Source organism: Burkholderia sp. PvR073 (assembly GCF_054055695.1).
The window spans coordinates 158,918-170,975 of the sequence record NZ_JBSRXO010000011.1 but is presented as its reverse complement, the minus strand read 5'-3'; the positions used below and the strand labels follow the sequence as shown (position 1 = coordinate 170,975).

Here is a 12,058-nt window from a genome sequence, read left to right as displayed (position 1 = left end):
CGCCGCCAGTCGAGCGGTCCGTTGTCGCCGTACCGTCGAGCCGCTTCAATGCGGCTTTTTTTTCGCCTGCAGGCGGGAGCGCGCGCCGGATCGCGCCGGCTACGCCCGCGTCGCCCGCTCGACGGCCGCGTCGATCATCTCGGGCGGCCGGCCCGACGATGCGCGAGCGCGGCTTCCAGCCGTGGCGCGATCCCGCTCGTCACGCGTCCCGGGTCGCCGTCTCGCCGGCCGCGTAGCTTGCCCACATGCCGTGCAGCGCGTCCTCGAGGTTGCGTGCGAAGCGCGACGCATCGCACAGCGGCGACGCCAGCGCGCGCTCGCGCAGGGTTGCACGCAGCGTCGCCAGCCCGTCGCGGTCGCGCGCGAACGCGACGGCCTTCGCGAGGTACGCATCCTCGTCCGTCGCGATCCAGTCGCCCATGCCCGCCGCGTGCAGCAGGCTTTCGCAAATGTGCGTGACGAACCGGCTGCCCTTCATCCCGAGCACCGGCACGCCCATCCACAGCGCTTCGGCCGTGGTCGTGCCGCCCGGGTACGGGAACGGGCTCAGCGCGACGTCGATGCGGTTGTATGCGGCGAAGTATTCCGCACGCGGCGAGCCGCCTTCGAGGATCAGCCGATCCGCACCGATGCCGTGCCGCGCGAAGCGGTCGAGCGTCGCCTGGTTCACGTCGCCGGCGCCGAGCTCATGGGCCTTCAGCAGCAGGCGCGCGTCCGGCAGCGCGTGCAGGATGCGCGACCACAGCGCGACGACCTCGTCGCTGATCTTGATCAGCTTGCCGAAGCAGCCGAACGTGACGCCGCCATGAGTCGCCATCGGCAGCGGGCCGACCGCGACATCGTACAGCGGCGGCGTGAAGCACAGGTAGCTGTCCGGCAGCCGCCACGGCCGTTCGGTGAAGTGATGCGCCTCGTCGGCCGGTAGCGTATGCGCATCGCCGATGAAATAGTCGATCGCGCGGCAACCGGTCGTCGCGAAGAACCCGAGCCAGCTCGCCTGCACCGGCGCGGGCTTGTGCCCGAAGATCGGCAGGCCGCTCCAGTTGGTATGGCCTGCCATATCGATCAGGATGTCGATGCCGTCGTCGCGGATCAGTTGCGCGGCCTCCTCGCGGCCCAGGCTGACCACCTTCTTCCAGCTCGCGAAGTTCGGCCTGAGCCGCGCGGTCACATCGTCCTCGCCGACGAAGGTCACATAGGCATGCGGCTCGATGCGCGACCGGTCGATCCGCGCGAGCACGCTTTCCAGGAAGATGCCGACCGGGTGCTGCCGCAGGTCGCCCGACACGAAGCCGACGCGCAGCGGCCGCCCCTGCGCCTGCGCGACACGCTGCGCGCGGTCGTGCTCGAACGCAAGCGCATCGCGCTCGAGATGTTCGCCGTAGCGGCGCGCTTCAGCGACCCACTCCTGCGGCTCGAACGCGGGCGAACTCGACATGTTGAACAGCATCCGCGAATACGCGCGATGCAGGTCGTGCCGGATCGCCGAGCGGAACGCATCCAGCGCGCCGGCGAGATCCCCTTTCGCCCACAGGATGTCGCCGAGCGTCATCTGGACCTTCAGCGGATCGATGCCGAGCGCCCGCGCGATCTCGGTGTGCTTCATCGCCTCGTCGAACTTCTCGAGCCGAAACAGCGCGGCGGCGAGGTTGTGATGCGCGTCGGCATCATCGGGGTTCAGGTCGATCGCGTGCCGGTGGCTCAGCTCCGCCGCAGCCAGCAGGTTGAGGTTGTGATACGCGAAGCCGAGGAAATTGTACGCATCGGCCAGTTCGGGATCGAGCTCGATCGCGTGCCGGCACGCCTGCACGGCCTGCCCGTATTCGCCCTGCTGGTTGCGCAGGTCGCCGAGCCAGGCCCACGCCCGCGCATGCGCGGGATCGATCGCGATCGCCCGCTCGAGCAGTTCGACCGCCTTGTCGAACTCGCTCATGCGCTGCAGCAGCCTGGCCAGTACGCAGTGCGCGTCCGCGTCGCCCGGATCGAGCCCCTCGCGCGCATGGTCGACCGCACCCCGCAGATCACCTGCCGCGCGCAGCGTCTCGCTCAGCCCCTGGTGCGCGACACGGAAGCCCGGTTGCAGCGCGATGGCGCGACGATAGGCATCCGCGGCATCGTCGAATTTCTCCTGCGCACGCAGCGCGTTGCCGAGATTGCAGTACGCATCCGCGTATTGCGGCTGGTGCGCGACCGCCTTGGCGTAGCTCGCCGCCGCCGCCTCGTGCTCGCCCAGGTCCTGCAGCGCGTTGCCGAGGTTGTTGTACGCCTCCGCGTAACCGGGCCGCAGCTCGATCGCGCGCGCGCAGCTCGCCATCGCGGCCGCCGGCTCGCGTGCGTCGCGCAACGCGTTGCCGAGGTTGTTGTGCGCCTCCGGATAGTCCGGCCGCAGCCCCACCGCGCGCCGGTAGTGCGTGATCGCGTCGTCGAGCCGGCCGCTTTCGCGCAGCATGTTGCCCAGGTTGTTGAAGTACGACGCGTCCGGCCGCGCGACGAGCGATTGCTCCATCAGTGCGAGCCCCGCGTCGTACTGCTTCAGCTGGCACGCCAGCAGCCCGAGGAAATGCAGCGCATCCGGCTGGCCCGGCTGCGCGGTGAGGATCGCGTCGTACAACGTCTTCGCTTCGGCGAGACGCCCCGCCTGATGGTGCGCCAGCGCGGACTGCAGCGTGTCGTGGATATCGTTCATGCTTCGTGTTCCGAGTTCGTATAGCGTTGCCACATGCCGATGAACGCCGCTTCGAGATGCGCCGCGAACCGGCGCGCGTCGCACAACGGCGACGCGAGCAGCTGCGCGCGCAGCTCGGCGCGCAGCGTCGCGAGCCGCTCGCGGTCGCGCACCGCCGCGATCGCCTTCGCGACGTAGGTGTCCTCACCGTCAGCGACCCATTCGCCCATGCCCGCCGCGTGCAGCACGCTTTCGCAGATGTGCGTGACGAACCGGCTGCCCTTCATCCCGAGCACCGGCACGCCCATCCACAGCGCTTCGGCCGTGGTCGTGCCGCCCGGGTACGGAAACGGGCTCAGCGCGACGTCGATGCGGTTATATGCGTGGAAGTATTCCGCGCGCGGCGAACCGCCCTCGAGGATCAGCCGGTCCGCGCCGATGCCATGCCGCGCGAAGCGCGCGGCGGTCGTGTCGCGCACGCCCTCGCGGCCGAGCTCGTGCGCCTTGAGCAGCAGCCGCGCGTCCGGCAGCGCGTGCAGGATGCGCGACCACGCGCGCACGACGTCGTCGCCGATCTTCACGAGCTGGCCAAAGCAACCGAACGTCGGATGGCCGCTCGCCGCCATCGGCAGCGGGCCGACCTCGACGTCGCAGGCCGGCGGCGTGAAGCACAGGAAGCTGTCCGGCAGCCGCCACGGCTTCTCGACGAAGTGATGCGCTTCGGCGTCCGGCAGCGTGTAGCGGTCGCCGATGAAGTAGTCGATCGCGTCGCAGCCGGTCGACGCGAAGAAGCCGAGCCAGCTCGCCTGCACCGGCGCGGGTTTCCAGCCGAACACGGGAAGCCCGCTCGACTGCGTATGGCCCGCGAGGTCGACGAGGACGTCGATTTCGTCGTCGTGAATCATCCGCGCGGCCGCCTCCGGATCCAGCGCGGCGATCGAACGCCAGCCGCTCGCGTGCGGCTTCAGTTTCGCGGTGATCGCGTCCTCCTCGTCCGTGGTCACGTACACGCGCAGGTCGATGCGCGTGCGCTCGAGGTGCGCAAGCACGCTTTCCAGGAAGATGCCGACCGGATGCAGGCGCAGGTCGCCGGACACGAAGCCGACGCGCAGTGGCCGCCCCTGCGCGCGCGCGGCCCGCTCGCGCGGATCGTGCGCATGGCGCGTCGAACGTGCGGCCAGGTGCCGGCCGTAGCGCCGCGCGTCGGCCAGGTAGTCGGCGGGGTTCACGCAAGCGGACGCCGCCGCGCTGAACAGCAGCCGGTTCAGCACGGTCGCCGCGACGTCGTCGGCGTCATCGCGCACCAGCGCAAGCGCATCGCGATACGCGTGGACCGCGGCATCGACGTTGCCCTGCGCGCGCAGGATGTCGCCGAGATTGACGTGCATCAACACGGCCGGCGGGCCGGCCTGCAACGCCTGCCGGCAATACACCAGCGCCTCGTCGAGCCGCTGCAGCTTCAGCAGCACGACGGCCAGGTTGTGGCACGCGCCGGCGTCCGCCGGATTCAGCGTGACGGCCGTGCGATGGCTGGCTTGCGCCGCGTCGAGCCGGTCCAGTCCGTGATACGCGTTGCCCGCGTGGTTGTGTGCTTCGGCGAGGTTCGGCGCGAGCCGGATCGCGTCCTGCGCATGCACGAGCGCTTCCGCGCAGCGCAGCTGCCGGTGACGCACCGCGCTCAAGTTCGCGTGGGCCATCGCCATCGACGGGTCCAGCTCGATCGCGCGGCCGTAGTGCGTGGCGGCGCCATCGAGGTCGTCCAGGTCTTGCAACGCGTTGCCGAGGTTGTTGTACGCCTCCGCGTAACCGGAGCGCAGCTCGATCGCGCGCGCGCAGCTCGCCATCGCGGCCGCCGGCTCGCGTGCGTCGCGCAACGCGTTGCCGAGGTTGTTGTGCGCCTCCGGATAGTCCGGCCGCAGCGCCACCGCGCGCCGATAGTGCGCGATCGCGTCGTCGAGCCGGCCGCTTTCGCGCAGCATGTTGCCCAGGTTGTTGAAGTACGACGCGTCCGGCCGCGCGACGAGCGATTGCTCCATCAGCGCAAGCCCCGCGTCGTACTGCTTCAGCTGGCACGCCAGCAGCCCGAGAAAATGCAGCGCGTCCGGCTGGCCCGGCTGCGCGGTGAGGATCGCGTCGTACAGCGTCTTCGCTTCCGCGAGACGCCCCGCCTGATGATGCGCCAGCGCCGCCTGCAATGCCTGTCCTGTTCCGTCCATCTCGTCTGCTTTGCTCATTAGGAATGCGGATCGTGTCCGAAGTCGATCCGCCTGCCGCCATGCCCGATCATCACGGCCGACGCCGCCATCCCATCGCGTGCCATCCCGACGACGGTGTCGCGCACGCGCCCCCCGTCGGAATGACGATCACGTCGGCCGGCGCGGTGTTCCGCTTGCCGCCGGCGTGGAAGTGCCCACGCACGTCACGTCGTGAGCGGCCTCACACCGATGCGGCCGGCGCGGCTTCGACGTGCTGCGCCCACATGCCGTGCAGTGCGTCCTCGAAGTGGCGCGCGAAGCGGGGCGCGTCGCACAGCGGCGACGCGAGCACCTGCGCGCGCAGCGTCGTGCGCAGCGCCGCCAGCTCGGCGGGCTGGCCGACCTGCGCGACGGCCTTCGCGACATACGCGTCGTCGTCGTGCGCGATCCACTCGGGCAGCCGCGCCGAATGCAGCAGGCTCTCGGCGATGTGCGACAGGAAGCGCTCGCCGCGGCGGCACAGCACGGGCACGCCCATCCACAGCGCTTCGGCGGTCGTCGTACCGCCCGGATACGGGAACGGGCTCAGCATCAGGTCGACGCGCCAGTACGCGGCCAGGTATTCGGCGCGCGGCGAGCGGCCTTCGAGGATCAGGCGCTGCGCGTCGATGCCGTGCGCCGCGAAGCGCGCGGCAAGCGCCTGCTGCTCGCGCGGATCGTCGAGATGCTCCGCCTTCACGAACAGCTTCGCGCCCGCGACCGATTGCAGCACGCGCGACCAGACCGCGACGACGTGATCGGTGAGCTTCGCGAGCTTGCCGAAATAGCCGAAGGTCGGATGGCCGTTCGCGAGCATCGGCAGCGCGCCGACGTCGATCGGCTCGGCCGGCGGCGTGAAGCACAGATAGCTGTCCGGCAGATGCCACGGCCGCTCGGTGAAATGCGCGGCCTCGGCGGGCGGCAGCACGTGACGGTCGCCGATCACGTAGTCGATCGCGCGCACGCCGGTGCTCGCGAAATAGCCGGGCCAGCTCGCCTGCAGCGGCGCCGGCTTCCACGCGAACAGCGGCAGGCGGTTGTAGACCGTGTGGCCCGCCGCGTCGAGCAGCACGTCGATGCGGTCCGCGCGGACACGCGCGGCCGCCGCTTCGTCGCTCAGGCCGGCAATGCAGGTCCACGTCGCGAAGGCCGGCTTGATGCGGGCGGTCACGTCGTCCTCGACGTCGCGGGTCGGGTACGCATGCATCTCGATCCGGTTCGCGTCGAGATGCTTCAGCATGCTCTCGATGAAATAGCCGACCGGATGCGCCTTCAGGTCGCCCGACACGATGCCGACCTTGAGCGGCCGCCCGGCGCGGGCGGTCAGGTCGACGAGCCAGTCCGTCCACGGCGTCGCGCACCGCGTGACGACTTCGTCGTAGCGCGCGGCCTCGGCGAGATAGGCGTCGTGGTCGAACGCTTCGCTGCAGTGGCTCGCGAACAGCAGATTGCTGCGCGGCTCCGGCAGTTCGGGGCGCAGCGCGACCGCGTGCCGGTAAGCCTCGAGCGCGGCCGGAATCTCGTTCAGGTCGAACAGCGCATTCGCAAGGTTGTTGTAGGCCTGGCCGTTGTCCGGCTTCAGCGCGATGGCCTGGCAGAACGCATCGACGGCCGCGCGGGCGTCGCCGGCGAGCCGCAGCGCGTTGCCGAGGTTGTTGTACGCATCGACGTAGTCGGGTCGCAGCTCGATTGCGAGACGGAAGCACTCGGCGGCGGCGGCGTAACGGTTGTCCGCCTGCATCACGTTGCCGAGGTTGTAGTAGTACATCGGGTCCGGCCTGGTCTCGATCGCCGCCATGATCAGGTCGGATGCCTCCTGATAGCGCCCGTACTGATAGCCGATCAGGCCGAGCAGGTGAAGCGCGTCCGCGTGCCGGGGATCGGTGTCGAGGATCTGCCGGTACAGCGTCTCGGCCTCGTCCAGCCGGTCGGCCTGATGGTGCGCCAGCGCCTGTTCGATCGTGGCGGCGGCGGGGGAGGTGGGCATCATGAGCTATGTCGTCCTGGTAGCCAATACGGGATTCGAATCGCGGCCGGCGCCGCTGCGTCGGCGCACGCCTTCGCCCGCGGACGCACGCACCGACGATCTCCGACGTGTCCGAATTCTCCTCGCGCACGCCGCGTTCCAATTTGGCGAGCAGGTGCTGGAATTGGTCGCTATTCCCGCTACTGCAAGCCGCACCCGCGGGCGCCCCGAATTCGCGCCGGAACCCGCGCATCCATCGAAATGCGGGGTGAAACCACCCGCTAATCCGACATTCGATCCTGGCTGTGCTCGCTAGACTTGATCGCAGAAAGATGTCCGACCTGCGACGCTCGGACGGTTGCGCATTTCGATGCCACCGCGCCGACACGCGCTCGTCCGGTCACACCCTTTGTGCCTGGAGCCCTGTGTATGCACGAATCAGCGATCATCACCAACGCAGATGGCGATCAGCTCGCGGCGCGCCGCGAACTGTTCGACCTGATGCAGACCTACCCCGCGACGCGCGAGGAACTGGAACGGTCGCTCGGCCTGTTCGTGCGCGGCTCGCTCCTCGCACGCATTCTCGCGACCTTTGAGATCTATCAAAAAATCGTGCCGCTGCCGGGCGCGATCCTCGATCTCGGCACGTGGCGCGGGCAGACCGCCGTGCTGTGCGAGAACTTCCGCGCGATTCTCGAGCCGCTGAACTTCCAGCGCCGCATCCATGCATTCGACACGTTCACGGGCTACACGGGCTTCGCCGAGCACGACACGCGCGACCGCAAGCTGTTCTCCGACGGCACGTACTCGCTGTCCGGCGAGTACGCCGACCTGCTGCGCAAGCTGCTGAACCTGCACGAGCGCAGCAACGCGATGGGGCACGTGCATGACAAGCACCACGTGTGGGAAGGCGACTGCCGCGACACGCTGGCGGCGTTCGACGAAGCGCATCCCGGCGAGATGGTCGCGCTCGCATGGTTCGACCTGAACGTGATCGAGCCGACCCGGCACGCGTTCGACGTGGTGATGGAGCGGCTGGTGCCCGGCGGCGTCGTCGCGTTCTGGCAGCTCACCCGCGGCGGCCAGCTGCCCGCGGAAGGCGTCCATTACCTGCGCGACCTGCTCGGCAACCGTCCGCACCGGATCCACAAGGCGGCGGCCTATCCGTCGCTGTGCTACCTGTCATTCCCCGAAGGTGGAGGCGCACGCAAATGAAAATCGCCATCCTCGGCAACGGCATTCTCGGCCTGATGACGGCCCGCGCATGGCAGCGGGCGGACCCGGGCGTCGAGCTCGTGATCGTCGGCCACGCGCATCGGCCCGGCTCGGCCACGCGCGCTGCGGCGGCGATGCTCAATTCGTTCACCGAGCTGGAAGGCGATTCGCTCGGCACGCCGATCGACCGCTTCAAGTTCGAGCTGAGCCGCGGCGCGACGGCGGCCTGGCCCGCCGTATTCGCTGAAATCTGCACGCCGGAGCGCGCGGTCGCGCACGGCTTCGGCACCTTCGTGCTGAACAACGCGGCGACCGACGCGCTCGACGACGAGAACTTCGCGGCCATGCAGCGGTTCTGCCGCGAATTCGAGGAGCCCTGCGAGGCGGTCGATCCGTCAGGCATCCCGAACTATCATCCGGACCCGCGCTATCGCGCGCTGAAGGCGGTCTTCCTGAAGCGCGAAGGCTGGGTCAATCCGAAACAGTTTCTCGACGCGCTGACCGAGTCGGTCGCGCAAGCCGGCAACGTGCGCTTCATCGACGCCGAGGTCGAGCGGCTCGACACCGCGGCCGGACGCGTCACCGGGGCGCGCCTGTCCGATGGCAGCGTGCTCGGCGCGGACCGCTTCATCCTCTGCAACGGCGCCAACGTGACGCGCGTGCTGCAGGCGAGCCTGCCCGAGCTGCCGGTGCAGCGGATGTTCTACGGCGTCGGCATGTCGATCGAACTGCAGAGCGCGGAGAACGTGCACACGCACTGCGTGCGCACGACCAACCGCGGCCTCGCGTGCGGTGTGTATTCGGCGCCGCACGGGCCTGACCGGACCCTCGTCGGCGCCAGCAACTACATCAGCCCGGTGCCGCACGAGCACGGCCACGCCGGCAGCGCGTACACGCTGCTCAAGTCCGCGATGGACCAGATCAACACCCGCTTCTCGCGCGCGAACCTGGTCAACGTCAACGTCGGCTGGCGGCCGACGACGTCCGACCTGTATCCGCTGTTCGGCGAAACCAGCGTGCGCGACCTGTGGATTCTCGGCGGCACCAAGCGCGACGGCTTCCACCTGTCGCCGGTGCTGAGCCGTGATCTCGTCGCGGCGATGCGCGGCGAGCCGATCGATCCGCGCTACGCGGAACTCGCGCCCGAACGCCCGCTGATCCGCAACATGACGCGCGAGGCCGCGATCGCGAAGACGGTACGCCATCAGATCAATGCCGCATACCAGCACGACTTCGTGCCGGCGCGCAACCGCATGGTCGAACAGCTCCAGAACGCGATGCGCGCGGACCTGGAGGCGCTGCACGACAAGCTGGGCGCAACGGACTGGGGCATTCCGCCCGAGCTCGTCGACATGTACCGGTACGGCCACATTCCGGCATGAGCGGTGCGACCATGAACCGCGACGCGAAGCGGGTGGCGATCGTCCAGTCCAACTACATTCCGTGGAAGGGCTACTTCGACCTGATCGCCGCCAGCGACGAGTTCATCCTCTACGATGACGCGCAGTACACGCGCCGCGACTGGCGCAACCGCAACCAGATCAAGACGCCGCAGGGCGTGCAATGGCTGAGCGTGCCGGTGAAGGTGAAGGGCAAGTATCACCAGTCGATCCGCGAAACCGAGATCGACGGCGCCGACTGGGCGCCGCTGCACTGGAAGGCCCTGCAGCAGAACTACGCGCGCGCCCCGCACTTCGCGCGCTATGCGGACGAGCTCGAAGCGCTCTACACCGGTCGCACCTACGGGATGCTGAGCGAGCTGAATGTCGCGATGCTGACGTGGGTCCTCCGGCAACTGGAGATCGGCACGCGCGTGTCGTCGACGTCGGACTATGCGCTGCACGGCGACCGCACCGAGAAGCTGCTGAACCTGTGCGTGCAGGCGGGCGCGGCCGAGTACCTGTCCGGCCCGGCCGCGCGCAGCTACCTCGACGAGAACCTGTTCGCCGATGCCGGCGTCGCGGTGCGCTGGTTCGACTATCCGACCTATCCCGAGTATCCGCAGCAGTGGGGCGACTTCGTCCACGGCGTGACGGTGCTCGACGTGCTGTTCAACTGCGGTCCCGAAGCGCGCCGGTACGCGCTGACCTCGAAAGACTGAGGCGATGTCCATGAGCGAATCCCGGCATGCGAGCCTGCTGGAAGAAGTGGCCGCGTACTACAGCGCGCGGCTGGCGGAGCACGGCGCGACCGCGCGCGGCGTCGACTGGAACGGCGAAACCGGCCAGTTCCTGCGCTTCGAACAACTGACGAAGATCCTGCCCGCGTCCGGCGGCCACTCGGTGAACGACATCGGCTGCGGCTACGGTGCGCTGGTCGATTTCATGAAGGCGCGCGCGCTGCCGGACGGCTTCGCGTATGCGGGCTACGACATCTCGTCCGACATGGTCGACGCCGCGCGGCAGCGCTACCGCGACGACGCGAACGTCGCGTTTCATGTCGGCGCGGTGCCGCAGGCCGCGTCGGACTACGGGATCGCATCCGGCATCTTCAACGTCAGGCGCGGTCACGACGACGACGCGTGGCTCGACTACATCCACGCGACGCTCGACACGCTGCACGCGACGAGCCGACTGGGCTTCGCGTTCAACTGCCTGACGTCGTATTCCGATTCGCCGTTCATGCGCCCGGACCTCCTGTACTACGCGGACCCGTGCGCGCTGTTCGATCGCTGCAAGCGCCGCTATTCGCGCCACGTCGCGCTGCTGCACGACTACGGCCTGTACGAATTCACGATTCTCGTCCGCAAGGACATCTGAGCGGCGCCGCGCGCGAGCCGCGCGGCCGAACGTCCCACCCCTTGACGCGGAGCCTGACCATGTTCGGCCCACCCAACCTCGACTGCATTCCGTTCGGCCGCCCGTTCGTGGTCGGCAAGGAGCTCTACTACATCGCGAAAGCGGTCGAGCAGGGCGGCCTCGCCGGCGACCAGGCGTTCACGAAGCTCTGCCACCGCTGGCTGGAAGCGCGCGTCGGCTGCCAGCGCGCGCTGCTCACGCACTCGTGCACGGCCGCGCTCGAGATGGCCGCGATCCTCGCCGACGTGCAGCCCGGCGACGAAGTGATCATGCCGTCCTACACGTTCGTGTCGACCGCCAACGCGTTCGTGCTGCGCGGCGCGACGCCGGTGTTCGTCGACATCCGCCGCGACACGCTGAACCTCGACGAGACGCAGATCGCCGCCGCGATCACCAGGCGCACGCGCGCGATCGTGCCGGTGCACTACGCGGGCGTCGCATGCGACATGGACGCGATCGGGCAGCTCGCGGCGGACCACGACCTGTGGGTGATCGAGGACGCCGCCCAGGCGCTGCAGTCGACGTGGAACGGCAAGCCGCTCGGCAGCCTCGGCCACCTCGCGTGCCTCAGCTTCCACGAGACCAAGAACGTGATCTCGGGCGAAGGCGGCGCGCTGCTGGTCAACGACCCGCGCCTCGTCGAGCGCGCGGAGATCATCCGCGAGAAGGGCACCAACCGCAGTCAGTTCTTCCGCGGGCAGGTGGACAAGTACACCTGGGTCGACGTCGGCTCGTCGTTCCTGCCGGGCGAGCTGATCGCGGCGTTCCTGTACGCGCAGTTCGAGCACGCGGACGTGATCACCGCGCAGCGGCGCGCGACCGTGCAGCGCTACCAGGACGCGCTGCAGCCGCTGCACGCGGACGGGCTGATCGAGCTGCCCGCGATTTCGCTCGCCGAGCGCGGCAACGGCCACATGTTCTATTTCCTCGCACGCGACCTCGCCGAACGCACCGAGCTGCTGCAGCAGATCCGCGCGGTGGGCGTGAATGCGGTGTTCCACTACGTGCCGCTGCACAGTTCGCCGGCCGGCCAGCGCTACGGGCGCTGCGGGTCCGGCATGGCGGTGACGGACCTCGTCGCCGACCGGCTCGTCCGGCTGCCGCTGTACCACGACATGACCGAAGCCGAACAGGATCGCATCCTCGACGTGGTCTTCGACTTCTACCGCACCCGATAACG

The 12,058-nt window shown here is 69.0% G+C and carries 8 protein-coding genes; 5 read left to right on the top strand and 3 right to left on the bottom strand.

The annotated features are described in order from the left end of the window. Positions 1-199: 199 nt before the first annotated feature. The 3 genes from ACVK00_RS27440 to ACVK00_RS27430 all read right to left on the bottom strand — a co-directional run bounded on the left by ACVK00_RS27440 (position 200) and on the right by ACVK00_RS27430 (position 6,889). Positions 200-2,686, bottom strand: coding sequence for a tetratricopeptide repeat protein (locus ACVK00_RS27440; RefSeq protein ID WP_284899264.1), 2,487 nt, complete (start codon positions 2,684-2,686; stop codon positions 200-202). Further along, entirely contained in the window at positions 2,683-4,881 is a 2,199-nt protein-coding gene (locus ACVK00_RS27435) for a tetratricopeptide repeat protein (protein ID WP_284899286.1), read from the bottom strand. Before ACVK00_RS27435 ends, ACVK00_RS27440 begins: the two co-directional genes overlap by 4 nt. Before the next feature lie 220 nt (positions 4,882-5,101). Further along, entirely contained in the window at positions 5,102-6,889 is a 1,788-nt protein-coding gene (locus ACVK00_RS27430) for an O-linked N-acetylglucosamine transferase, SPINDLY family protein (protein ID WP_354122892.1), read from the bottom strand. 405 nt (positions 6,890-7,294) lie between these two features. Here ACVK00_RS27430 and ACVK00_RS27425 point away from each other — a divergent pair, with 405 nt between their 5' ends. Genes ACVK00_RS27425 through rffA form a run of 5 tightly spaced genes read left to right on the top strand, consistent with a single transcriptional unit; the run spans position 7,295 to position 12,056 of the window. After that, positions 7,295-8,080, top strand: coding sequence for a class I SAM-dependent methyltransferase (locus ACVK00_RS27425; RefSeq protein WP_174947690.1), 786 nt, complete (start codon positions 7,295-7,297; stop codon positions 8,078-8,080). Next, on the top strand, positions 8,077-9,462 hold the full coding sequence (locus ACVK00_RS27420; RefSeq protein ID WP_174947688.1) for an NAD(P)/FAD-dependent oxidoreductase: 1,386 nt from the start codon (positions 8,077-8,079) through the stop codon (positions 9,460-9,462). The genes ACVK00_RS27425 and ACVK00_RS27420 overlap by 4 nt, the downstream gene beginning before the upstream one ends. Then, positions 9,459-10,181, top strand: coding sequence for a WbqC family protein (locus ACVK00_RS27415; protein WP_284899266.1), 723 nt, complete (start codon positions 9,459-9,461; stop codon positions 10,179-10,181). Before ACVK00_RS27420 ends, ACVK00_RS27415 begins: the two co-directional genes overlap by 4 nt. Positions 10,182-10,191: 10 nt before the next feature. Beyond that, positions 10,192-10,839 (top strand): class I SAM-dependent methyltransferase, encoded by a 648-nt coding sequence (locus ACVK00_RS27410; protein ID WP_284899267.1) that lies wholly within the window; start codon positions 10,192-10,194, stop codon positions 10,837-10,839. Positions 10,840-10,898: 59 nt separating this feature from the next. After that, positions 10,899-12,056: a dTDP-4-amino-4,6-dideoxygalactose transaminase gene (gene rffA, locus ACVK00_RS27405; RefSeq protein ID WP_175665521.1), complete on the top strand. Its 1,158-nt coding sequence runs from the start codon at positions 10,899-10,901 to the stop codon at positions 12,054-12,056. Positions 12,057-12,058: the final 2 nt, after the last annotated feature.

Coding starts and splice junctions, on each gene's coding strand:
- ACVK00_RS27435 (WP_284899286.1), bottom strand. CDS start 4,881: ATGGACGGAACAGGACAGGCATTGCAGGCGGCGCTGGCGCATCATCAG.
- ACVK00_RS27425 (WP_174947690.1), top strand. CDS start 7,295: ATGCACGAATCAGCGATCATCACCAACGCAGATGGCGATCAGCTCGCG.
- rffA (WP_175665521.1), top strand. CDS start 10,899: ATGTTCGGCCCACCCAACCTCGACTGCATTCCGTTCGGCCGCCCGTTC.
- ACVK00_RS27440 (WP_284899264.1), bottom strand. CDS start 2,686: ATGAACGATATCCACGACACGCTGCAGTCCGCGCTGGCGCACCATCAG.
- ACVK00_RS27430 (WP_354122892.1), bottom strand. CDS start 6,889: ATGATGCCCACCTCCCCCGCCGCCGCCACGATCGAACAGGCGCTGGCG.
- ACVK00_RS27420 (WP_174947688.1), top strand. CDS start 8,077: ATGAAAATCGCCATCCTCGGCAACGGCATTCTCGGCCTGATGACGGCC.
- ACVK00_RS27415 (WP_284899266.1), top strand. CDS start 9,459: ATGAGCGGTGCGACCATGAACCGCGACGCGAAGCGGGTGGCGATCGTC.
- ACVK00_RS27410 (WP_284899267.1), top strand. CDS start 10,192: ATGAGCGAATCCCGGCATGCGAGCCTGCTGGAAGAAGTGGCCGCGTAC.